13 protein-coding genes and 1 pseudogene are annotated in these 24934 nt (G+C 41.0%); 11 read left to right on the forward strand and 3 right to left on the reverse strand.

Going from position 1 to position 24934, the window contains the following annotated elements:
• The first annotated feature begins 174 nt into the window (after positions 1–174).
• Entirely contained in the window at positions 175–1542 is a 1368-nt protein-coding gene (locus ABF638_RS14905; protein ID WP_435023470.1) for an NAD-dependent succinate-semialdehyde dehydrogenase, read from the forward strand.
• A 110-nt stretch (positions 1543–1652) separates the two neighbouring features.
• A complete protein-coding gene (locus tag ABF638_RS14910) occupies positions 1653–3296 on the forward strand; it encodes an acetolactate synthase large subunit (protein WP_435023472.1) in 1644 nt (547 codons plus the stop codon).
• A gap of 175 nt (positions 3297–3471) precedes the next feature.
• Here ABF638_RS14910 and ABF638_RS14915 read toward each other — a convergent pair whose 3' ends face one another.
• The 3 genes from ABF638_RS14915 to ABF638_RS14925 are packed head-to-tail and all read right to left on the reverse strand — an operon-like array spanning position 3472 to position 8452.
• Positions 3472–6051 carry a CHAT domain-containing protein gene (locus ABF638_RS14915; protein WP_435023473.1) on the reverse strand — a complete coding sequence of 860 codons (2580 nt, stop codon included), beginning with the start codon at positions 6049–6051 and terminating at the stop codon, positions 3472–3474.
• 51 nt (positions 6052–6102) lie between these two features.
• On the reverse strand, positions 6103–7260 hold the full coding sequence (locus ABF638_RS14920; protein ID WP_435023475.1) for a DUF1822 family protein: 1158 nt from the start codon (positions 7258–7260) through the stop codon (positions 6103–6105).
• Between the two features lie 19 nt (positions 7261–7279).
• Entirely contained in the window at positions 7280–8452 is a 1173-nt protein-coding gene (locus tag ABF638_RS14925) for a sigma-70 family RNA polymerase sigma factor (protein WP_435023476.1), read from the reverse strand.
• A gap of 223 nt (positions 8453–8675) precedes the next feature.
• Here ABF638_RS14925 and ABF638_RS14930 point away from each other — a divergent pair, with 223 nt between their 5' ends.
• From ABF638_RS14930 to ABF638_RS14970, 9 genes and pseudogenes are all read left to right on the forward strand, one after another.
• Positions 8676–8993: a Nif11-like leader peptide family RiPP precursor gene (locus ABF638_RS14930; RefSeq protein ID WP_435023478.1), complete on the forward strand. Its 318-nt coding sequence runs from the start codon at positions 8676–8678 to the stop codon at positions 8991–8993.
• A 214-nt stretch (positions 8994–9207) separates the two neighbouring features.
• Positions 9208–12522, forward strand: a complete 3315-nt coding sequence (locus ABF638_RS14935; RefSeq protein WP_435023480.1) for a type 2 lanthipeptide synthetase LanM family protein — start codon at positions 9208–9210, stop codon at positions 12520–12522.
• 120 nt (positions 12523–12642) lie between these two features.
• The gene (locus ABF638_RS14940) at positions 12643–14871 is read left to right on the forward strand and encodes a peptidase domain-containing ABC transporter (RefSeq protein WP_435023482.1); all 2229 of its coding nucleotides are present in this window, start codon (positions 12643–12645) and stop codon (positions 14869–14871) included.
• A 20-nt stretch (positions 14872–14891) separates the two neighbouring features.
• Positions 14892–16400: an HlyD family secretion protein gene (locus tag ABF638_RS14945; protein ID WP_435023484.1), complete on the forward strand. Its 1509-nt coding sequence runs from the start codon at positions 14892–14894 to the stop codon at positions 16398–16400.
• 153 nt (positions 16401–16553) lie between these two features.
• A complete protein-coding gene (locus ABF638_RS14950) occupies positions 16554–17264 on the forward strand; it encodes a hypothetical protein (protein ID WP_435023486.1) in 711 nt (236 codons plus the stop codon).
• 509 nt (positions 17265–17773) lie between these two features.
• Positions 17774–20461: a filamentous hemagglutinin N-terminal domain-containing protein gene (locus ABF638_RS14955; RefSeq protein ID WP_435023487.1), complete on the forward strand. Its 2688-nt coding sequence runs from the start codon at positions 17774–17776 to the stop codon at positions 20459–20461.
• Between the two features lie 18 nt (positions 20462–20479).
• A pseudogene (locus ABF638_RS14960) lies at positions 20480–21328 on the forward strand (Rpn family recombination-promoting nuclease/putative transposase).
• A 98-nt stretch (positions 21329–21426) separates the two neighbouring features.
• The gene (locus ABF638_RS14965; RefSeq protein ID WP_435023489.1) at positions 21427–23823 is read left to right on the forward strand and encodes a CHASE2 domain-containing protein; all 2397 of its coding nucleotides are present in this window, start codon (positions 21427–21429) and stop codon (positions 23821–23823) included.
• Positions 23824–23990: 167 nt separating this feature from the next.
• Complete coding sequence (locus ABF638_RS14970; protein ID WP_435023490.1) at positions 23991–24854, forward strand: DUF928 domain-containing protein; 864 nt, start codon at positions 23991–23993, stop codon at positions 24852–24854.
• The last annotated feature ends 80 nt before the right edge of the window (positions 24855–24934 follow it).

Raw genomic sequence — 24934 nt, forward strand, 5'->3', positions numbered from 1 at the left:
CAACATAAATACATAGTCAAGTTGTATATTTTATTTCCAAAATAATTGCGAAATTGTAATATTCAGCAACTAATTCTTGGTTAAAAGACTAAAATTTGGGTGTAGCTTCCAGAATTGATCTGTGTAACACTAGGAAGCCAACAGTCAAGCTATTTTTTAACGGGAGGTTAGGTAATGGCGATCGCCACCATTAATCCCGCCACTGGGGAGACGCTCAAAACCTTTGAGGCGCTCAATGATGCAGAAATTGCCGCTAAACTCGATTTGGCTAATCAGGCTTTTGAACAGTATCGTCAGACTAGTTTCTCTCAACGATCGCACTGGCTGCAAAAGGCTGCTGATATTTTAGAGCAAGACAAAGCAGAATTTGCTAAGTTAATGACTCTGGAAATGGGTAAGCCTTTTAAAGCTGCGATCGCAGAAGTCGAAAAATGTGCCGTCGTCTGTCGCTACTATGCCGAACACGCCGCTGGTTTTTTGGCTGATGTCAGTGTAAAAACTGATGCCAGCGAGAGTTTTGTACGTTATCAACCAATGGGTGCAATCCTCGCGGTGATGCCGTGGAATTTCCCCTTTTGGCAAGTGTTCCGCTTTGCCGCACCGGCACTAATGGCAGGAAATGTCGGCTTACTCAAACACGCTTCCAATGTGCCACAGTGCGCCTTGGCAATTGAAGATATTATCCGACGAGCAGGTTTTCCTGAAGGCGCGTTTCAAACTCTGTTAATCGGCGCTGCTAAAGTTGCCGATTTAATGGCTGATGAACGGGTAAAAGCTGCCACCTTGACAGGAAGCGAACCAGCAGGCATATCCCTCGCCGTCGCCGCCGGCAAACAAATCAAAAAAACAGTTTTGGAATTGGGAGGAAGTGACCCGTTTATTGTGTTAGAAAGTGCTGACTTAGAGACAGCAGTTGTCACAGCAACTACAGCGCGGATGTTGAATAACGGGCAATCATGTATTGCAGCAAAACGTTTTATTGTCGCAGAAGCGATCGCAGACAAATTTGAAAAATTGCTTTTAGAAAAATTTGAGACGCTGAAAGTAGGCGATCCCATGCAACCAGATACCGATTTAGGCCCACTGGCTACACCTGGCATTCTCCAGGATTTAAACCAACAAGTGCAAAGTGCCATCAGCAGCGGTGGTAAAGTCCTCACCGGTGGACATCCTTTATCAGATCGTCCAGGGAACTTTTATCCGCCAACGATTATCATAGATATCCCGTCTGACACACCAATTGCAAAAGAAGAATTTTTTGGCCCAGTAGCCTTGTTATTCCGGGTTCCAGATATCGATGCTGCCATTAAACTCGCTAATGACTCACCCTTTGGCTTAGGTGCAAGTGCTTGGACAACCAATAACCAAGAGAGCGATCGCTTGGTTGAGGAAATTGAAGCAGGTGCCGTATTTATCAACGGTATGGTCAAATCCGATCCCCGATTGCCCTTTGGTGGTATTAAGCGTTCTGGATATGGCAGAGAATTGAGTATCCAAGGTATACATGAGTTTGTAAATGTCAAAACCGTGTGGGTGAAGTGATTAGTCATTAGTCATTAGTCATTGGTCATTAGCCAAAAAAATGACAGATGACTAATGACAAAGGACAAATGACAAAGGACAAATGACTAAATAAATAGTTTGGAAATAAAATGAATACAGCAGAATTATTGGTGCAGTGCCTAGAAAATGAAGGAGTGCAATATATTTTTGGACTCCCTGGCGAAGAAAACCTGCACGTTTTGGAAGCGCTAAAACATTCTTCCATTAAATTTATTACGACTCGTCATGAACAGGGTGCAGCATTCATGGCCGATGTCTACGGACGCTTAACCGGAAAAGCCGGAGTGTGTCTTTCTACTCTTGGACCTGGGGCAACCAACTTGATGACTGGGGTAGCAGATGCTAACCTCGATGGTGCGCCTTTAGTGGCGATTACCGGTCAAGTGGGAACAGATAGAATGCATATTGAATCCCATCAATATTTAGATTTGGTGGCAATGTTTGCACCTGTTACCAAGTGGAATAAGCAGATTGTGCGACCGAGTATTACACCAGAAGTAGTGCGGAAAGCATTTAAGCGATCGCAATCGGAAAAACCTGGTGCAGTTCACATCGATTTGCCAGAAAATATTGCTGCTATGCCCGTCGAAGGCAAACCTTTGCGTAAGGATAATAGCGAAAAAACCTATGCATCTTTTGCTAGCATTCGGGCAGCCGCCGCCGCAATTTCCCAAGCAGTTAACCCGTTAATCTTAGTAGGAAATGGGGCAATCCGCGCTCATGCAAGTGATGCAGTCACACAATTTGCCACCTTGCTGAATATACCTGTTGCCAATACCTTCATGGGTAAAGGGATTATTCCCTACACACATCAATTAGCTTTGTGGTCGGTAGGATTACAGCAAAGAGACTTCATTACCTGTGGCTTTGATAACACAGATTTAGTAATTGCGATCGGCTATGATTTGATTGAGTTTTCCCCAAAAAAATGGAATCGTAGTGGTGAAATTCCCATTGTGCATATTGGGGTAAGTCCGGCGGAAATTGATAGTAGTTATATTCCCAATGCTGAAGTTGTGGGAGATATTTCAGATTCCCTCTATGAAATTTTAAAATTAGCAGACAGACAAGGTAAACCTGATCCCTTTGCCATCAGTTTAAGGTCAGATATTCGGGCTGATTACGAACAATACGCCCATGATGATGGATTTCCAATTAAGCCGCAAAAGTTAATTTATGACTTACGGCAAGTGATGGGCCCAGATGATATTGTCATCTCTGATGTTGGCGCACATAAAATGTGGATGGCTCGTCATTATCATTGCCATAGTCCTAATACTTGCATAATTTCCAACGGCTTCGCGGCTATGGGTATTGCCATTCCTGGGGCTTTAGCAGCAAAACTTGTTCATCCCAACCGGAAAGTCGTTGCTGTTACAGGCGATGGCGGGTTTATGATGAATTCTCAGGAATTAGAAACAGCTTTGCGTGTCGGTACGCCCTTTGTCACCATCATTTTTAATGATGGTGGCTATGGGTTAATTGAGTGGAAGCAAGAAAATCAATTTGGCAAAGGAAACTCAGCTTTTGTGCATTTTAGCAATCCTGATTTTGTCAAATTTGCCGAAAGCATGGGTTTAAAAGGCTACCGAGTTGAATCGGCTTTAGATTTGATTCCCACTCTGAAAGAAGCCCTCGCTCAAGATGTACCTGCGGTGATAGATTGTCCCGTAGACTATCGTGAAAATCACCGCTTTAGCCAAAAAGCCGGCGAGTTGAGTTGTACAGTCTAAAAAGCTAGTGGTCTGTGCCATTAGTTCTGAAGGTTTATAAAGTTTGTAGTAAGGACTTTAGTCCTGAATTTTTAAGCACTTAAGTGCTTACTACAAACCCTGAATCGAGCAGGTTCCAGAAATTACTCAATTTCTCTCCTGCTCTCCTCTAGAAAACACGCTGATACCTTTATCTTTAAAACCAATTACCCACTAATACATAGGCAGCCCAGTAACCAGGGCGACTATAATTAGGATACTTAGTTAATAATTTTACTTGAGCGCGACGCAAGGCTTCTGCTTTAGTCACTTTACTATTGACTAATTCATTGTAAAATTCACCAATTAAGATAGCAGTAGATTGATCATTGATATGCCACAGTGAAGCGACTGTACTACGTGCGCCTGCTTTGATAGCTGCGCCTGCCAAACCTAATGTAGCACGGTTGTCACCGGTGGCAGTCTGACAAGCACTCAAAACTAATAATTCTAAAATTTGGCTACTAGTGTCACTCTGACTGCGGAGTAAGTTATCGAACTGTAAAACATTGATAGAACCATCATTGGCTAAAATGAAAGTATCTTCCGGGCGAGAACTAAATTGTCCGTGAGTTGCCAAATGTAAGACATTAAAAGGAATAGTATTTACATTTTTTTCTAGAGTGCTGGTGGTAAAATCTTTATCTAGTAATTTTGTGGTAGATGCTCCGGTTTGAGAAATGAGGTCGAACTCTAACTTGACTCCTGGTAAGGGTGAGAATTTTGGGAACTCCGCCGGGGGTTGCACTAAACCAGCAGCAAGTACTGTCAATGGTGTTTGAGCTAGAGGTCTGGGTGCTAATAGCTGAAGCCCTAAACTAAGAGCAACAGCATATTTTTCTACTAAATATTTCTCTCCGTCGTAAAGAGCAGCTAAGGGTATATTTTTTAAGGCTCCATCTAGCACGAATACCAAAGTATTAACTTTACTTGTGGCTAAATCAGATTCAATAGGTTTAATTAACCAGTTATAGACTTCTTGGGAAAGGGTTTGTACTTCTTCCGTTCTATCGGGTTCTAAAATATATTCCCGCATTTCTGCCAAGGTACGCTCAACTTCAACCTGAGATTTGTTAATTGTGTAGTGACGCAGTGGTTGCTGAGGAATTTTAACAATTACTTGCAGTTGTTCTGGCAGAATAATTGGATAGAGTATGGCAGTGTTGGGATTTTCTTTGTCTACTACTTGATCTAAAAGTACCTTTTGTCCTTCTAAACAAGCTTCTCGAAAAAAGTTATCTAATTCTGCTAACTGTAACGCCTCTATGCGTGTTCTAGCTTTATCTAATGTTTTAATGTCGGGTTTTTCTCCAGAATTTTGCAGCAGCAAAACCACCGACTCACGATAAACTGGCTCTACATTATCTCGGAAATTAAACTGTATATCCTGATTAACTGCTACTAAGTCAGTACGCAGTGACTCTAATGTTTCTACAGTTGCATCATAAGCTGCGATCGCTCCGGTAAAATTACCTTGGGCTTTTAATAATCTACCAATTTGCCATTGCCACAAATAAGTAATTTCCGGTGCGTTGCTGGTTTGCGCCAATATCAAAGCCTGTTGTGTGAGGTTAATAGCCTCAGCAAATTGTTGGGTTTTTTCATACAAATTACCCAAATTCCCTAAAGCATAGGCTTCGGCCCGGATATCATCCAAACTCCGGGCTTGTTGTACAGCTGTAGCCAGGAGTTGAGCAATTTGGGATTTGGGAGTATTTAAAATAGACAAACTGTGAGCAAAGTTAATCCGGGCGTAAATCGATGGGCGTGAGGGTGGAAGTTGTGCAAGTAGAGATTGAATTTCTGGAATTAAGGTTTGTGTTGCTGTGAATTGTTTTTCCTCAATTAGTAAATTGAGATGATTGAGTTTTGCTTGAATTTTTGTGAGCGGTGAAGTTGATGTATCAAATGTTTGTTGATAAAATGCGATCGCTTGGGGAATTTTTTGTTGATTCCGAGCATGATTACCTAAACTAAGCAGACTTGAAGCAATATTTTCTGGTAACTTTAAATTTTGATAAATTACTAAACTTTGTTCTAAAGCCAGCCGAGATTTTTCTAATTCCCCTACATTTTCTAATGTATCACCAAGGGAAAGTAAAACTGCTGCCTTTGCCAAAGAATCACCTTGAGATCCTAAGGTTTGATTTACCTCTTCTAGTCTTTTAATAGCTTGCTGATTAAACCCTCGATTTCTTAATGCTTGAGCTTGATAAATTAGTGCCAAGGCAATACCGTTTTTATCTCCCAGCTTGGTGTAAATATCTTCAGTTTTTTCCCAAGTAGTCAGAGCTACTTCTGGCTTACCTGTCAAGAGTTGTAAGCGTCCTTGAATATCTAAAGTTTGAGCTAAAACCGCTAAATTTTTATTAGTTCTACCCTGTGGTTGAAAGCCTTGTAAATCTAAACTATTGGTAATAGCAATTTGAGCTTGTTGCCAATCACCAAGTTGTTGATAAGCCAGAGATAGATTACTCAAAGCTACAGATTGTTTTAAAGTATCTCCCTGCTGTTGATATGCTTGGACTGCTTGTTGTAAAACTTGCACCGCCTCAGCAAATCTACCAGTTTCATATAATGTTTGGCTTTCGACAATTTGTGATTGTGAATCTTGATTAATTATCTTCGTTTGCGAAATGTTTGCGATCGCTGGACTTAGCACAACACATAAGAGTACAGTTAACACAAGCAGTAAACAAAAATTAATAATCTTCTTCACTTTTTTCTGTGTCTCCATGCCTCCGTCGTTAATTAAACCACGGAGTCACACAGAACAAGCCCCTTGCAACTAAAAACGTAAAATTTCGCGCTCATATTCTGCTGGTAAAGGTGTGACTTCCCAAACTAACCCTTCACCGGGTTCTAACATCACCTCCACATACAATTCTTCCACAGGCGTTGCTGCTATATCTTCATTATTAGGAAATGGTTGTAAGTCTTCCGTCAGCAGTCTAAGTTGAAACCCTACAGGAATCATATCTTCTGGGTTTGTATTGCGTAATTCAAAACGCCAAATTTGTTCTTCTGGGTTACTTCTAGGGAAAACTCGTAATTCATAAGTATTACCAGCTACTAATATTTGTCGAGATAAACCGAGAATAGACCCTTGGTTTTCTAGACTCCTCATCCCTGAAGGTAAGGCTGTAAATTGTCGTCGTTCCCAGCCGAGTTGTTGAGCAAAATTTGATACACCTGCTTGCAGCCATTCCCCGATTGATGCTGGTTGGACAATTCCTTGGCGCAATTCATACAAGCGTTGTCGCCAACCGCCATGAGCGATTAATCCTCCCCAAAGAGAAAAAGGGATTTCTAAGCGGGGGAATTTGATATCTGCATTACTTAATCTTTGGAGTAAATTGGCTGCTTGGGTTTGGGGTAAAGGTGGTAGAGGAGGAATCGACGCACGTCTGATTTCTTCCGGATACAATTGGCGAGTTACCCAAAGTACATTCAAGTCTGCAATTAAATGATCAGATTCTAAACTGTAAGTGCGATCGCTCTCATCATAAACCCCTAAAGTTTTTAATTGTTGATGAGTTGTATAGCCCAAAATTCTAATCCACTCCTCATCAGGATTTACCTGCACTGCTAAGTAATAATCCGCCACCCATTCTGGAATATCCACCCATTCTTGAGGTACACGCAACTCATCCACATCCATCGCTAAGGTAGGAAGTAAAACCAAACGAGAGTTATCAAAACTCATAGCTGTACCATTGACTACTTCCCAAAAACTCGGTAAGGCTGCTGTGTTGGGATGCACTCTAACATTCGGTGTAATTTCCTCTTGCAACCAAGCTAAAAATGTACTCAAACAGATTTGATTGAGCCAAGCACGCTGATAACCACCAGAGGTAGAGTAGTTATATTCTATATTTGGCAATGTCTGAATCATTTCTAGCACCAAATCATTATCAACAGCGAAAGCAAGGGAAGCATCAAACATAATCTCAAGAGGTTCTACTTTAAAGGTGGGGATGGGGGTGGGTATAGTAATTGTTAAGCCATTCTTCTAGACTTTTACTAATAGCATCCAGTACGACGGGTGTAGGGGAGATATGCAAACTATCGATACTCCACTGCGATAGGGTAGTGAGTAATGAGCGTTTGATGCTGGTAAGGCGGCGAGAGACTGTATATTGCTTCATTTCTAGCTGTTCAGCTATTTGTTGTTGAGTTAGCTTTTGCTGATAATAAGCTTGGATTAATTTTTGAGCCTGAATATCTAATGCTGCTAAAGCAGCTATCAAAACTTGGTTTAATTGGTCTTGTTGTGTTTGTCTAGTTGTGGATTCTTCTTCAGCGATGATTTCGGTAAGTAAGGATGCTGGTAAATCTGCGGGTAATATATCCAACAAATTACCTGATTCTTGTCCATTAATAGGAGCATCTACAGACACAAACTTGGGATAAAGAAAGTCTCGTACCGCTTTAGCGCAGGTACTCAGCCATTTTTCTAAAGTTTCTGGAGTCAGTTGGCTCAAAGTTTGTCTATTGTAAAGCTGAGTAATAGCTTGCCATGTAATAGTATTCGGTTTTCCCAACTGACGAATAGTTTGGCTGTTACTGGTGTAGAGTTCCTTAAAACATTCCCAAGCTAAAACGTAATTATTGATAATTTGACTATTAAGACCAGCATTTTCTAAGGAATTTACCAACCGCTTCCGGCTAATTTTATGCAGTAACGCCCAATCTGTACATATATCTGCTTCCTTTCTTAGACGTAATGAATCTTTGAGGAAACGTTCAAAAGCATATTCTGCATAGGTTTTTAAATTTGTACTGTATTCCGGATTAAAATTTTTGAGAATTTTATAAATGCAGGGAATTGCAATCTGAAAACAATCAGCAATAGAAAATTGACTGATAAAGTTTACGGCTATTTTTCTAGCAACCCAGTAGCATACCTCTTGTAAATAAGCGGAAATATGTCCCACGGCTAGAGGGCTGGATTCTATTTGCCAGATTTTGTACCAATAAAGCACCCAAAAATTATCAGATTTTTGTTGCGGATATTGTTCTAAGCATCTTTTGATACTTCGCTGTAGTTTGCTATCTGTTGCCCAAGCGCTGAACCTATCTGCATCAAGCTGTACAAAGGTTGAGAAGATTTCAATAATGCCCTGTCGGGGTTGCATAAAAATTTTTTGAGTATAGAAAATTTAGAGTTTAGGAATTTCTACTTAATTGTAATACGCAGCACTCCGGGTATTTTCCAGATTTTGCAAAAAAAATTTCCTGCTAGATGCATAAACACAAAAAGCCATCGTAGAAACATGCAGGAAGACAAAAGCACAGGTAAATACCTGAAGCCAAAAGTCTATTCCTAAAAACATCATAAAAAAAGTAGGAGAAAAATAGATGTCTAAACAACAAGTCGTGGAATTTTTCCAAGCTGCTGCCAAGGATGAAATATTAACAGAAAAGGTCAAGTTTGCTACTAGTCCATCAAGCATGATAGTGATCGCTATTGAGTACGGCTATGAGTTCACCGAAGACGAACTACTGCAATTTGAACTAGAACGTCGGCAAACTCAAGGTGTCCTCGAAGAGTTATCTGATCAGCAAATGGAAGCAGTTGCTGGTGGGGGAATATTTGGTATTTGCTTCCAGACACATTGGACTCATGTAGGTACATTAGACCCAGGCCGGTGTTGTACTTGGAAGAAGGGTGGCTAACAGGATTGATGTTCAGGTAGGTCTTCCAGGGCTTAAACATTTGAAATATCAATGATATATAGCCCTAATTACCTGCTACCAAACATAAAGTTAAGGCCAGTCTGCATACTATCTTCACTGGTGATACTTGCTGACTGGTTTTTCTTCATCCTAAAAACTCCCAATTATACAAACAAATTCTTCTAAACTCTTTCTCTGGATTTAGGTTAATAAAATGACAATAAATCAGCCCGAGCTAAACAAAATTATTACCCAAGCTCGTTCTTTATCTGAATGTCTCAGCAATAGATTGTACAACTTTGAGACAGATGAAAAACATGAACAAAAAGCCAGTGTACACCTAAATCGCTGGTGTCAAGTCGTTGCCCAAGGAAACTGGGACAAGTTTCACAAACGCCTCCAGTGGGATGGATTGGATATCAATACATTAAGTTCAGTTTTAGAAACACAGCATAATATTGCAAACAATTCATCTTTACCCGCCTGGGCGCAAACATTAACAGAAATTATTAAAATCGCCTCAGAATTTACTTTTGACCATAAATCTAAAATTTCTATTGATCTGCGCGAGCCACTGCTGTTTGAAGATATTCTATTACCTGCTCTTTCTGTAGCGCGGCAAAAATTATTAACTTGTCTGGGATCTGCGGTCTTATCTTCAGATTATTTACCTTTAGAACTGCTTTGCGAAGAAGCTTACCTGAGTCTAGAGCGCAACTTGCTCCAAAACCTGGTGAACCTTTGCTCCAAAACCCTGGAATTGGAATTTTCTCGTTTTCGTCCCTTTGGACATAGCTTTGTCAACTTACTCGAAAAACAGACAAATGGTTCTCCTAGTAAGATCCATTACAATGCCTTTGTGCAAAATCTTTTGCAAGATGGACTGATGACTTTTTTCCAGAAATATCCAGTCCTGGGCAAATTAGTGGCCACTGCGATTGATTTCTGGGTGGAAGCGACAGTGGAATTTTTGCAACGCTTACAAGCAGATTTATCTGAAATTCAGCAATTATTCCCATGTGAGCCGATTAATCAAGAAAAATCAGCTCTTACCCAATTAGGAAAAGTTAGAGAAATCAAACCTGCTTTATCCGATCCTCATCATCGAGGACGAACTGCGATCGCCATCACCTTTGAGTCTGGATTAAAACTCGTCTACAAACCCAAAGATTTAGGTTTAGAAGTTGCCTATAACCAGTTTTTAGAATGGTGCAATCAGCGCGAGATGCCTTTATCTTTAAAAGTCCTAAAAGTGTTCAATCGTCAGGGTTATGGCTGGGTTGAATATGTGGAACACTTACCTTGTGAAGATGAGGCAGCAGCACAACGCTTTTATCAGCGTGCAGGGATGCTGCTGTGCCTGCTGTACGTCCTACAAGGGACTGATTGCCATAACGAAAATCTCATTGCCAGTGGCGAACATCTGGTGCTGATAGATATGGAAACTCTATTACACCACGAAGCCAAAATCATGGAAATCTCTCCAGAAGCCAAGGAAGCACAAACTGCAAATATTCCACAACTTTGGGATTTAGTTCTTCGTACAGGACTTTTACCTCGCTGGGACTTTAGTCAAGACAATCGTATTGCCTATGATATTAGTGGTTTGGGGAATATCGATCCTCAGCAAACACCTAAGCGTGCGTCCTATTGGAAGTCTATAAACACAGATGACATGCACCTGGGGTATAAGACAGTCACGATGCCAATCCAGAAAAATGTCCCGATTTTAAATGGAGTGGCGTTGTCTCCTAATGACTACCTTGAGGAGTTGGTTACAGGATTTCAGCAAATGTATCTCTTTCTGGGAGAGCAACGTCAAGCATTACTAGCAACTGATAGCCCCTTAACAAAGCTACAAGCGCAACGAATACGGTTTGTTTTTCGTGCCACTCAAGTATACGGGGTAATTTTGCAAAAGACTCTTGCTCCAGAATTCCTTCAAAGTGGCATTAACCGGAGTATTGAACTGGATATCCTCAGTCGAGCGTTTCTCATAGCTCAGGATAAGCCAAATGCTTGGTCAATTTTGCATTCAGAATTGAGGGCAATGGAACAGTTAGATGTTCCTTATTTTGCAGCTAGTTCTGATAGCGATGCCTTAACTGTTGGACTAGAGCAACCCATTGAAAAATACTTTCAAGCACCCAGCTACGATCAAGTTGTCTCTCGATTGCAAAAACTAGATCAGGTAGATTTAGCACAGCAAATAGCCATTATTCAGGGAGCTTTTTATGCGAGAGTGGCGCAGACACCGGGAACTGAACCAGCCAATACAGTCAAAGAGGCACAGATTTCACAAATTAATGCTTTAACATCTGAAAAGTTGCTCCAACACTCTCAAGAGATCGCCCAAGAAATTCAAGCACGAGGGATTACTGGCACAGATGGTAGCATTCACTGGATTGGTTTAGCCTATCTCTCTGATGCTGATCGCTTTCAGCTTCAACCCTTGGATGCCAGTCTCTTCAATGGTAATTGTGGTATTGCGATATTTTTGTCAGCTTTGGATTATGTCAGGGGTAATAATCAGTTCCGCAATTTAACCTTGGGTGCTTTACAGCCTATAAGGAAATTCTTGCAGATAACAGATGCACAGTTAGCTCAAAGATTTGCTAGCTCTCTCGGTATTGGTGGAGCTACAGGATTAGGTTCAATTATCTATTCTTTAGTGAGAATTAGTCAATTTCTCAAAGAACCATCCTTATTAGAAGATGCTCGACGAGCAGCGCAGATGATCTCACCCGAACTCATCGCCGCCGATACCAAGTTTGATATCCTCGCTGGATCTGCGGGAGCGATTCTGGGACTGTTGGCACTTTATCGCCAAACAGCAGATTCGGCAGTATTAGAGAAAGCAATAGCCTGTGGTCAACATTTGCTAGAGCATCAGATCAGTGTTGGAGGTTCACCCAAAGCCTGGATAAATTTTGCAGAGCAGCCGTTAACGGGTTTCTCTCACGGTGCGGCTGGCATTTCCTACGCCTTATTACAACTGTATGCAGTCACAGATGACTGGGCTTATTTAAAGGCGGCTCAAGAGGGAATTATTTATGAAAGCCGCGTCTTCTCTCAAAAATCTGCCAATTGGCCTGATTTTCGCAATCCAGGATCTGTATGTATGGTGACTTGGTGTCACGGCGCACCTGGAATTGGCTTGGCAAGATTGGGCGGTTTGTCAATCTTAGAGACAGAAGAGATTCATCAGGATATAGAAATAGCGTTGCAAACAACGCAGAAATATGGCTTACAGAATGTTGACCATCTTTGCTGCGGTAATTTTGGTCGCATGGAAGTGTTGTTGGTAGGCGCACAAAAACTAGGGCGGGAAAGTTTACGCACCCTTGCTCAACAACAAGCTGCTTCGGTAGTTGCAAGGGCAGAACAAATGGGTGCTTATCAACTATTTCCTAATTTGCCTAACCATGTTTTTAGTCCCAGTTTCTTTCAAGGCAACTCTGGAATTGGCTATGAATTGCTGCGATTAGCTTATCCAAATGTACTGCCTTCAGTGCTGCTTTGGGAGTAAGCATAAATAAACAAACCGTCAACAGTGAAATCCTGTCAAATATGGATAACTCACAATCAATTTTCATCATCGCCCTGTTTGACCATTTGCATTTGTTTCCAATTACTTTCGATGAAGTTCATGAACTACCAGTTTATTAAACAACATAGTGAAGAAGATTGTGGTGCGGCAAGTCTGGCTACGATCGCTAAACATTATGGCAAAACCTTTAGCATTAGTCGCTGTCGGGAAGCTGTAGGCACTGGGCAGCAAGGAAGCACCCTCTTAGGATTGAAACAAGGAGCAGAAGCCCTTGGTTTCAACGCAAGGGCAGTGAAAGTAACTCTAGAAACTTTCAACGAAAAAGACATTCCTTTACCAGCTATCATTCACTGGAAAGGTTATCATTGGGTAGTTTTGTACGGCAAGCAGGGCAATAAATACGTCGTTGCTGATCCTGGTGCAGGTATCCGTTATCTAGAAAAAAAGTTGCTTCTAGAAGGATGGACAAACGGGGTCATGCTGCTGCTAGAACCAGATTCAGTCCGCTTTTTTAGTCAAGAAGATGAACAAGAGAAAATTGGTGGTTTTGGAGGCTTTCTACGGCGTGTTTGGCCTTATCGTGCCATTCTTGCTCAAACTTTATTACTCAACTCGGTTTTAGGTTTGCTTTCCCTCGCCTCTCCCTTCTTATTACAAATTCTCACCGATGACGTGCTAGTTCGTGGAGATACCCAACTTCTGACTAGCGTTGCCATTGCCGTCATCGTCATGCATCTAGTTAGCAGTAGCCTGAAGTTAGCGCAATCAAATCTTGTCGCTCACTTTGCACAACGTCTGCAACTAGGACTAATTTTTGAATTCGGACGACAAATTCTTCGCTTACCTTTAAGTTACTATGAATCCCGTCGTAGTGGCGAAATTGTCAGTCGCCTAGAAGATATTCAACAAATTAACCAGTTAATTTCTCAAGCCGTTGTCAGTCTGCCCAGCCAACTGTTTATTGCCTTAGTTTCCTTAAGCTTGATGCTGTTTTACAGCATAAAACTCACAGTATTAGCTGGTGCGATCGCTCTTTTAATGACTCTCTCAACAGTAATTTTCTTACCCACCCTCCAGCAAAAAATTCGCAGCGTTTTGGTCTTATCAGCCGAAAATCAAGGTGTTTTGGTAGAAACTTTCAAAGGTGCTATTACCCTGAAAACTACTGCCGCCGCTCCGCAATTCTGGGAAGAATTTCAGAGTCGATTTAGTCGCCTTGCTAACCTTAGCTTCCGTACTATTCAAATTGGTATTGTCAACGGCATTTTCTCAAACTTAGTATCCAGCATCGGTAGCATCGCTTTACTCTGGTTTGGTAGTACTCTAGTGATTAGTCAGGAATTATCTATTGGGATGCTTCTGGCATTCAATAGCATGAATGGTAACTTTACTAGCTTTATTGAAACCACTATCAGCTTTGTTGATGAATTCACTCGTACCAAAACTGCTACCCAACGCCTCACCGAAGTCATTGACGCTACCCCAGAAACTCTAGATAATAGCCAAAAGCCTTGGGCAAAAATTCAAAGCAACGCAGATATCACTTGTACCAACCTCAACTTTCATCATGCAGGCAGAGTTGAACTGTTGCAAGATTTCTCTCTAACTATTCCTGGTGGCCAAGTAATTGCCCTAATCGGTAAATCTGGCTGCGGTAAAAGCACTCTGGCTAAATTGATTGCAGGTTTATATCAACTCCAGTCTGGCAATATTCGCTTTGGCATTTACAACCTAGAAGACCTTTCTCTAGATTGCTTCCGCCAACAAGTGGTTCTAGTTCCTCAAGACGCGCACTTTTGGAGTCGGTCGATTATGGAAAATTTCCGTTTAGGTTCACCTGACATTACCTTTGAGCAGGTTGTGCAAGCTTGCCAGATTGCTGGGGCTGATGAGTTTATCAGCAACCTCCCCGACAAATATCAAACTGTCTTAGGAGAATTTGGTGCGAATCTCTCTGGTGGACAACGGCAGAGATTAGCTATTGCCAGAGCCATAGTTAATAACCCGCCAGTGCTGATTTTAGATGAATCTACTGGCGCACTCGACCCAGTTAGTGAAGCCGAAGTGTTAAACCAGTTGCTAACTCACCGCCAAGGTCAAACCACTATTTTAATCAGCCACCGCCCCAGAGTCATCCAGCAAGCTGATTGGATTGTCATGCTGGAAAAAGGACAACTTAAAATTCAAGGTTCTCCAGAGGTTCTGTGTCATCAAGCTGGTGAGCATTTAGATTTTCTCGACGGGGTTGATTTATCGAGAGTCAATGGTTTCGGCAAAAATCTTGCCAACTTTCATCTGAATGGAAGTTCCCCAACTAGCATTCGCTAATCTCTACCCAGAAAACTGTCATGCTTAACCATATTAACGCCGACTCTCTGCCCCTAGTTGAAAGCAATGAATTTCTCCCACCGATTGGTAATTGGGCGAGATTAGGCGGTCTGGTACTCGTCGGTGCTGTTGGCGGAGCGATCGCACTATCTTCTATGATCGAATATAAAGTAACAGTTAAAGGGCAGGCAAGTATCCGACCCACAGGAGAATTGCGGCTCGTGCAAGCAGCTACAGAAGGTCAGGTAACAAACATATTTTTTAAAGAAAATCAGGTAGTGAAAAAGGGAGATGTGCTAGCCACTATCGATGATTCCCGCCTGCAAACTCAAAAAAGCCAACTGCAAAGCAACATCCAGCAGACACAACTACAACTGTTGCAAATTGATGCCCAAATTCAAGCTTTGAACCGTCAAATTCAAGCGGAAACTGAGCGCAAAAATCGTGCGGTTATTTCGGCTCAAGCTGCATTCAATCGCTCCCAACGCAATTATCGAGATCAGCAAATTATTACCAAAGCAGAAGTAGAAGAAGCCGAGGCGAACTTAAAAAGAGCGCAAAATGAATGGTTTCAAGCACAGGTAGAACTGCGTTCATCGCGTGCAAATCTCCAGTCAAACGAGGCGGCGATGAGTGCCGCTCAAGCTAAACGCGATCGCTATCAAAAGGTAGTTCAAGCGGGAGCTTTATCTTTGAATCAATTAGAAGAAGTGCAGTTAGATGTCGTCCAACAAAAACAAGCGGTTGAGGTGCGACGGGCTAATGTTGAAGCGCAACAGCAAATTATTGCCCAGCAAGAACAAGCTGTAGTAGCAGTGCGGGCAAAATTGCAACGCGCTCAAGCTGCTCTCAATCCTAGTAATGCTGAAGTTGCGATCGCTAAAGAGACTATTGCCCAAGAAAGTGCTAGCGGTCAAGCCACTCTCGCCACCCTCAACCGAGAATGGGAAGCTTTGTTCCAGCAGAGGATTCAAATGAAAAATCAGATCCAGCGTGACACCAGGGAACTACAACAAGTAGAAAGCAACCTTAGCCAAACTAAGATTACAGTCACCGAAGACGGGATTCTCTCTCAACTAAACCTCCGAAACCCCGGTCAATCGGTGCGTCTGGGTGAGGAAATTGCTCAAATTGTCCCTAGCAATGCTCCCTTAGTCATCAAAGCCGCCGTCTCCCCTGATGATGTTAGTAAGTTGGCAAAAGGTCAAAAAGTACAGATGCGGGTTTCTGCCTGTCCCTATCCTGACTACGGAACTCTTAAGGGTGTTGTCAGCCAAATTTCTGAAGATACTATCAAATCTCAAGGGAATCAGCTTGTGTCCACAGTAGGTAATGCTTCTAATTCCATGCAGAGTAGTAGCACTTCTTTCTATGAGGTAACAATACTCCCAGAAAGCTTGTTCTTAGGTAAGAGCAACCATCAGTGTACTATTCAACCGGGAATGCAGGGAAGAGTTGATATTATTTCGCGATCAGAAACAGTCCTGAAATTCCTGCTCAGAAAAGCTCGGTTAATTGCAGACTGGTAACAAAGTTAATTTACACACCTTAATTTGAAGCAAATATGTTTTTTTCATGAAGTAATAAATTGAATCTAGTATAAATACGGCTAATTATGCTTAGATAATCAGTAAAATAAAAAAATAAATGTGAAATTACTAAGTAATTAAGGAGGAGATTTCATGGAACTGAACAAAAGTTTGAAAGCTATTATTGCCGCCAGCATTTTAACAATAGCATTTAACATCTTTTCAGAGTCTGCTCAGGCAGGATTTGGTCAAGCATCGAGTCCTGCCATCAATGAAGAACCAGAAGATTTATTTTCCTTTACAATAGATACTTCTATAGAGGATATTGACCCAGATTTAAATATCGGCATATTTCCGAATGCGATAATAAACGGGTTATATCAAGTTGGTGAAAATTCAGCTTTTCCTCGCGACATATTTTTTACCACAGGATTACTTAAAAGCTCTGTCATCGAAGACCCAGAGGAATTAAGAATCCTGAATAACCAACCAAGTAATTTTAGTACATTTGGAGGAGAATTTGTGAATCAAGCCGTTAAATATGAGGCTAGATTAGAAGATGCCAGTGGTGAAAATTTTATTAACTTTGAGTTTTACTCTCCTTTCACTGATCCCAATTCTTTATCTGTTTTCAACCTCGAAAATTTAGCTAATTTTCTTAATTCTGATGGAATTGTGATCTTTCCCAGAAATCTTAGTGGGTTGAATTCTGAGTTAGCCAATGACAGCAATGGATTTAACTTCATCCCTGCATCTGATTCGGTCACACAGGTTCCCGAACCCAGCTTTGCAACAGGCTTACTAAGTGTCGGAGTTCTAAGTGCTTTCTTTGGACTAAAGCGGCAAAAACATCAACTTAATTAATATTGTTTGTATAGCGTTTCCTAAGCAACTGAGATCCACCTACTGAATGTTTTTCTTAGGAGTTTGCCAAAATGATTAGCTTTGAAAACTTACCTCATTAGGTCGGAACCGCTATAACTATCTCATTTAATTAAGCAATAAAAATAAAGTGTTTGATTTTTATTTAAAGACGTGTGGCTATACGTCTTTATGTTTATAAATATGAAACAATTTATTCCATAAAAGACTTGATATCAAGTTCCCATGAATACTTGTAACAAAATATATTTTTGTAGGTTGGGTTGAACAAAGTGAAACCCAACAAATTCGTGAATATATTGGGTTATGCCTGCGGCAAACTACGTGTTAGCGGAGTCATACTCGTCATAACTTGATGCTTTAGCAATACATTCCTCTACCCAACCTACTTTAATTATAAGTGATTAAACGAACATGATATAATCAGTATTAATAGTTAAAAAATCAAATTATTTCATTCTGTTTCTTTTTCAAAATCACTAAAAAACTGTATGAAGAATTACAAATCTGGATTATGGAGTTTTGGCAATAGTATCATAATTTTGCTGTTACTTTCTAACCGAATACTAGCAGACATTGTTCCAGATACAACCCTTCCAGTTAACTCTGAAGTAGTATCCCAAGGTAATACTAGAGTCATAGAAGGAGGCACAGTTATGGGGCAGAATCTTTTTCATAGCTTCAAGGATTTTTCTTTTTCTCTGCTGACACCAGATAAGACTGGAGACACAGTACTGTTTAATAACAATGCAGAAGTCAGAAACATCATTACACGAGTGACAGGTGGGTTACCCTCAAATATAGATGGGATTATTAAAGCCAACGGTGCTGCTAATTTATTTATTATTAATCCTACAGGTATTACTTTTGGACAAAATGCTAGTCTGGACATTGGTGGTTCCTTTATTGCTACTACAGCAAATAGCTTGAAGTTTCTTGATCACACAGAATTTAGTGCTGTTGATTCTGGGGTAACACCATTATTAACAATAAGTGTGCCAATTGGTCTTCAATTTGGTGCTATTCCAGGAGATATTGTTAACCAAGCACAAGCAAATTTTGATGAAGATCGTTACACCCTTGGTTTGCCTATTGGATTAAAAGTTCCTAATGGCAAAACATTAGCCTTAGTAGGTGGTGATATTTTTTTTCCTGGAGGTAGCTTAACAGCTATTGACGGCAGAATAGAGTTAGGTAGCGTTGGGGCTAACAGTTTTGTTAGCTTTAAAGAAATAGCACAAGGTTACAGTTTAGAATATTTATCTTCTCAAAGCTTTGGTGATATTCAGTTTTCGCAAGGAGCAATTATCAATACCAGTGGTGATGGTGGTGGTGCTATTCAAGTACAAGGCAAAAATATTAATATTGCAGATAATTCACTGATTATTTCCTTTACTTTCGGTTCAGAAACAGGCAAAAATCTCATTGTCAATGCAACTAAATCTTTAGCATTAAGTGGCGGTTCCAATATAGCAACATTTACTGAAAGTCAGGGAAAAGCTGGTGATATTGTGATCAAAGCGACTGAATCTATACAAATGGTAGGCACAGCAGATGATAATTTTCCCACTTTTATCGGTTCTCAAGTATGTGTTATATCCTCAGACTGTAACAGTGTGAGAGGCAAAAGTGGTGATTTATTCATAGAAACTAAGAGTTTATTTATCGAAGATGGGGCAAGAATAGACAGTTCAACTTTTGGGATTGGTCAAGCAGGTAATATTTTTGTTAAAGCCACAGATACGATAGATATTAGTGAAAATAGAGATGGAATTCGGAGCGGAATTTTTGCTCAAGTAGGAACTGACCGTCTAGAAAACCCAGGAGATGCTGGTACTTTAACTATTGAGACAAAAATACTTACTGTTAGAGACGGAGCGCAAATTGTTACAGCAGCGCGAAAAGCTGGTAATGGTGGTGATTTAAATATCACTGCAACTGATTCAATTCTTCTCAGCGGATATTCTCCTTCTGCAACAGCTGCTACTTTAGATAATAAACGCAGTGGAATTTTTGTTTCTGCTCAACCTGGGGCAATGGGCAATGTAGGCAGTTTAAGCGTCACAACTGAAACATTAATTGTTGAACAGGGGGCAAGAATTTCAGCCAATAACTTTGGTTCTGGTCAAGAAAATACATCGGCTATTAATGTTGGACGATTAATCATTCGTGATGGTGGAGAAGTTAAATCAGGTTCTTTCGCTGAAGGTAATGCTGGAACTTTGACTGTCAATGCGACCGAATCTGTAGATGTGATGGGAACAGGAACCATTGGCGGCGAGACTATTCCCAGTACCTTATTCTCTCAAGCCCAAGGCAGTGGTAAAGCCGGAAATTTAGTTATCAATACACCTATTTTTAATGTCCGTGATGGAGGAGAAGTTACTGTTAGTGCCATAGGGACTGGTGAAGCAGGTAACTTAACAGCTAGGGCTAACACCATTCGGCTCAACCAAGGTAAACTCACAGCAGAAACCAATGCAGGTGCAGGTGCAAATATCAGACTGGAAGATTTAAAACTGTTGGTGTTGCAAAATCAAAGTCTCATTTCTGCTCAAGCTTTTAATAATGCCAACGGTGGTAACATCGACATTGATGCACCGGATGGTTTTATCGTCGCCACCGCCAATCAAAATAATGATATTGTAGCTAATGCTTTTCAAGGGAAAGGTGGCAATATTAACATCAATGCCCGTAGTATTTTTAATTTGGAACAACGCTTATCAACTCCGCCTAATAATACCAACGACATTGATGCTAGTTCTCAGTTTGGCTTAACAGGTACAGTCACAGTTAATACACCTGATGTAGACCCTAGTCGCGGTTTGGTACAATTACCTGACAATTTAACGGATGCGTCACAACAAATTGTCTCTAGTTGTAACCCCGGTAGTTCCGCTAGACGTAGTTCCTTCACCGTAACAGGACGGGGAGGAATTGCCCGCAGTCCAATAGAACCATTTCAAGGTGAAGTATCTACAGCACGATGGATAACATTAGATGCAATAAATACTGATCAAAATAGTAATGTGATTAATGAAAGTCTGCCATCTCCCCCACCTAAAATAGTCGAGGCGCAAGGCTGGATTATCGATAAAAACGGTAATGTATCTCTAGTAGCTGAAGTCCCAAATATTAACCCTCGTGGTTTGTCTGTCTCTAGTGGTAGTTGTTTCTAAGTAAAATGGGAATTTTTCATGCGGCGAGACTCGATTTTTTACAAACTATTTCAACAATATCCCACTCTTTTATTTGAATTATTGACAAATCCGCCAACAAATGCAGATGCCTATCGATTTGATTCAGTAGCAGTCAAAGAACCCAAATTTGAAATTGACGGTGTATTTCTTCCACCGGAAAATGCAGGTGCAGGAGTTGTGTATTTCTGCGAAGTTCAATTTCAAAAAGATGAAAGGCTATATGAACGGGTATTGGCAGAGTCCTCACTCTATTTTTATCGCAACCGTGACAGATTTAGCGATTGGCAAGCAGTGATAATTTACCCGTCTCGTAGTATCGAGCAAAGTGATATTAATCCCCATCGCTCATTCCTGAATGGCGGACAATTACATCGAGTTTATTTGGATGAATTGGGCGATATTCGTACCTTACCTGTTTGGGTAGCACTGATGGTATTAACTACAGTACAGGAAGAAGAAGCACCAGAAGCAGCAAGGTATTTGTTAACTAGAACTGGTCAGGAAGTATCATCCCCAACTAGTCGCGCCATAATATAGATAATCACCACAATCATGGTGTACAAGTTTGAAGAATTAAGTAGAACAGAGGTGGAAACAATGCTGGGGATAACTCTCAAGGAAACGCGAGTTTACCGAGAAATTAAGGAAGAAGGGCGCGAAGAAGGACGTGAAGAAGCAACAGTCAATTTAATTGTGCGACTGCTAACGAAGCGATTTGGAGAAATTTCCCCAGAAATGCGCTCTGTAATTTCTGGTTTATCTTTGCCTATTCTTGAAGATTTGAGTGAAGCACTGTTAGATTTTACCAGTGTGGCTGATTTGCAGTCGTGGTTAGAAGCTTGTTGACGGCTCATTCACTGCATAGACCCTGATAACAGTCGTATATAGGTAGCGTAACATCTTGTACTAAAGTAAATTACGTCGCCATATCTGGAGTACTGACATTGGGGAAGTTAGTAGTTTTAAAGTTAGGCACAGGCAGTTTTGAGGCAGGATTTCCTGTAACACTGCAAATTGGTGATGAAAATGTCCGACCAATTGTAGAAATTAGTGGCGAACTACCACCAGACCCAGAAATTGTCCTTTGCTACCATCAATGGCAGTCTATTTACTGTAAACTCAAATTTACTGGTCGCCCTATTGGTATTCCTAAGCAATCAACACAAACTCCTTCTTTGGAAGATTGCGAAAAAGCGGCGGATACTTTGAGATTTCACTTAAATAGCTGGCTATCATCCACTACTTTTCGGACTATCCGCGAAAAATGGCTGGAAAAACTTCTACCGGAAGACCATATCCGCGTACTCCTCCAAACTAATGACTTGAGATTGCAAAAACTTCCTTGGCATTTGTGGGATTTATTAGAACGTTATCCCAAAGCCGAAATCGCTTTGAGTGCGCCTAGTTATGAACAAGTTAGCCGCAACTCACCCCCTCAATCGCAGGTAAAAGTTTTAGCAATTTTGGGTAATAGTCAAGGAATTGATATCCAAACAGACAGTCAGCTTTTGAAAGAATTACCTCATGCCAATACTACCTTTCTAGTTGAGCCATCAGGTAAAGACCTCACTGACCAGCTATGGGAACAAGACTGGCAAATTTTGTTTTTCGCCGGACATAGTGCTACTGATGGAAGCGGTAATGAAGGGAAAATTTATATTAATCAAACAGAAAGCTTGACAATTAGTCAATTAAAGTATGGCTTGCGAAAAGCAGTAGAACGAGGTTTACATTTGGCAATTTTTAACTCCTGTGATGGTTTGGGTTTGGCGCGGGAGTTTGCAGATTTGCATATACCCGAAATCATTGTCATGCGAGAACCTGTTCCTGATAGGGTGGCGCAAGAATTCCTGAAGTATTTTTTAGAAGCTTTTGCTTGTGGTAAATCTTTATATATCGCAGTCAGAGAAGCGCGGGAACGGTTGCAAGGACTAGAAACTCAATTTCCCTGTGCTACTTGGTTGCCTGTAATTTATCAAAATCCGGCAACCATACCTCTGCTGTGGCGAGAATTGCACGTCAACCAGAATAGTCAGCAGATAACATCCATACCCAAAACCCCAATTAGGGGAGGTATCAACCTACGACAAGCTTTGTCTGCGGTTATGCTTGCTTGCATAGTTATCACACCATTGTTAATGGGATTACGGTATTTTGGTTTACTGCAATCATGGGAGTTAATGGCGTTTGACCATCTGCTGCGTCTGCGTCCCCAGGAAAAACCAGATTCTCGCATACTGGTAATTACAGTTACTGAAGAAGATGTACAATCCCAATCTCCCAATCGACGAGGGTCTTTATCAGATGAGGCTCTAGATAAGTTATTGGCAAAATTAGAGGCATATCAACCACGGGTGATTGGTTTGGATATATACCGAGATTATGCTGTACAGCCAGCTTATCCAAAGTTGGCAGCAAGAATGAGAAATAGCGATCGCTTTGTGGCAGTATGTCAAGTTAGTAACCCCCAAACTAGCAAACCAGGCATCAAACCACCACCAGAAATTTCTCCCGACGCTCTCGGCTTTAGTGATATCGTCATCGATGCTGATAATGTGGTGCGGCGGCATCTGTTGGCGTTAACTCCCCCTCCCTCATCTCCCTGTACTGCACCTTATGCCTTAAATGTGCAGTTGACATTACGTTATTTATATGCAGAAGGAATTCAGTTACAATTTAGCCCTGATGGTGCGTGGCAATTAGGTAAGCTGACCTTAAAACCAATTGAGGCTCATACCGGAGGCTACCAAGGTATTGACGCATTGGGACACCAAATTTTACTCAATTATCGCTCTTTTGTGAACTTAGAAGCGATCGCACCTCGTATTACCCTACAAGAAGCATTGGCTGGTAAACTCAAAGCCGATGCAGTCAAAGACCGGATAGTTTTAATTGGTACAACAGCCGAAAGTTTTCGTGATTATTCATTCACTCCCTACGCTTCCTCTCAAGGCAAACCACAGGAAATAGCAGGAGTTTTTTTACAAGCACAGATGGTAAGTCAGTTATTGAGTGCGGCTTTAGATGGGCGGCCTCTTTTATCGACTTGGGATGTATGGGGTGAAGTGATTTGGCTTTGGGGTTGGGCGATTACGGGAGGTTTGCTTGCAGCTTATCTGCGACAACTCGCTTATTTAGCCTTGGCAATGGGGGTGGCATTCCTGAGTTTATACAGTTCTTGCCTGATATTATTAATACTATACAGTTATTGGCTTCCCTTTGTACCTGCGGCGATCGCTTTAGGAGGTAGTGCTGTTATCTTCTTAGCTGTTATAAAACAGGAGTCAGAATACAGAATTCAGAATTCAGAATACTCTACCCATAAAGAGATAGAGTTTTAAGGTGAGAATATTTTAATTTTTTTCGCCCACTAAACACTCGCTTTTAACCAATATTCGTCACCTACTCGTACAGAATTTATACCTGTTTTCTGATTCCTGAGTTCTGAATTCTTCTTATAAAATCTATCAAACAATCATAAAAATATCTTTTTGCTTAACAACGAATTATGAAAAACCCTCAATTAACCATAGCCTTGGTGATAGCATTCACTAGTAATATATCCTACCCTATACAACTCCAGGCATTACCAGTTAATAATCATCTGTCCTCAGTCAAATTTATCCCACCACCGCCACCACCAGACCGAAGTGCAGCCGGTTCTAGAGGTGGGGCTGCAAGCCGTGGATGTGACGTAGCTAATCAAACGGTAACAGCCTTAGTACCGACCTATCAACAAACTCTTAAACAAGGTAAGGAAGCGGATGTTTCCATCACTCAAGTTTGGGGTTTAACAAGCGCGGAACATCCTTCTTTCTTATTTTTTGTTCCCTATAATACATCATCTATAGCCAACATAGAGTTTGTTTTGCAAGAGGAAACTAATAACAAAAGCCAAACTTTATATCGAACTTATTTGACACCACCAAAATCACCAGGAATTATTAGCGTTCATTTTCCCCCAAATCAAGGCTCATTGCAGGTAGGAAAAATGTATCACTGGTTTTTTAAAGTACGGGTTCAATGCGACCAAAAACAACCTACTAAACTGGATTATGCAGATGGTTGGGTGCAAAGAGTTAACCAAAATTCAACATTAACAGAACAGCTCAAACAAGCAACCCCCCAACAAAAGGCGACGCTTTATACCGCAAATGGTGTTTGGTATGATGCTATCGTGAGTTTGGCAGAATTACGCTATAAAAATCCCCAAAATGAGACTTTACTAGCAAACTGGACAACTTTGCTTCATTCAGTTGGCTTAGAAGCAATAGCTAATCAACCACTGATTAATTGTTGCGAACCCATTTTGAATAATAAGAATTTCAGTAAATCGCAAAGTTTTCTTCCCACTGTGTCATCATCAAAGTAAGCAATAGTTTCATCAATCCAACGAAGTGAAAATGCGCGATGTCCAGATCCCCGACTTCTCGAAGAAGTCGGGGATCTAAT

The organism is Nostoc sp. CALU 1950, from assembly GCF_051172895.1.
Classification (GTDB): Bacteria; Cyanobacteriota; Cyanobacteriia; order Cyanobacteriales; family Nostocaceae; genus Nostoc; species Nostoc edaphicum_A.

Bases quoted from the DNA above. Each gene is read 5' to 3' on its own strand.
- ABF638_RS14915 (WP_435023473.1), bottom strand. From the start codon at position 6,051: ATGGAGACACAGAAAAAAGTGAAGAAGATTATTAATTTTTGTTTACTG.
- ABF638_RS14925 (WP_435023476.1), bottom strand. From the start codon at position 8,452: ATGCAACCCCGACAGGGCATTATTGAAATCTTCTCAACCTTTGTACAG.
- ABF638_RS14970 (WP_435023490.1), top strand. From the start codon at position 23,991: ATGAAAAACCCTCAATTAACCATAGCCTTGGTGATAGCATTCACTAGT.
- ABF638_RS14955 (WP_435023487.1), top strand. From the start codon at position 17,774: ATGAAGAATTACAAATCTGGATTATGGAGTTTTGGCAATAGTATCATA.
- ABF638_RS14950 (WP_435023486.1), top strand. From the start codon at position 16,554: ATGGAACTGAACAAAAGTTTGAAAGCTATTATTGCCGCCAGCATTTTA.
- ABF638_RS14910 (WP_435023472.1), top strand. From the start codon at position 1,653: ATGAATACAGCAGAATTATTGGTGCAGTGCCTAGAAAATGAAGGAGTG.
- ABF638_RS14935 (WP_435023480.1), top strand. From the start codon at position 9,208: ATGACAATAAATCAGCCCGAGCTAAACAAAATTATTACCCAAGCTCGT.
- ABF638_RS14920 (WP_435023475.1), bottom strand. From the start codon at position 7,260: ATGTTTGATGCTTCCCTTGCTTTCGCTGTTGATAATGATTTGGTGCTA.
- ABF638_RS14945 (WP_435023484.1), top strand. From the start codon at position 14,892: ATGCTTAACCATATTAACGCCGACTCTCTGCCCCTAGTTGAAAGCAAT.
- ABF638_RS14930 (WP_435023478.1), top strand. From the start codon at position 8,676: ATGTCTAAACAACAAGTCGTGGAATTTTTCCAAGCTGCTGCCAAGGAT.
- ABF638_RS14905 (WP_435023470.1), top strand. From the start codon at position 175: ATGGCGATCGCCACCATTAATCCCGCCACTGGGGAGACGCTCAAAACC.
- ABF638_RS14940 (WP_435023482.1), top strand. From the start codon at position 12,643: ATGAACTACCAGTTTATTAAACAACATAGTGAAGAAGATTGTGGTGCG.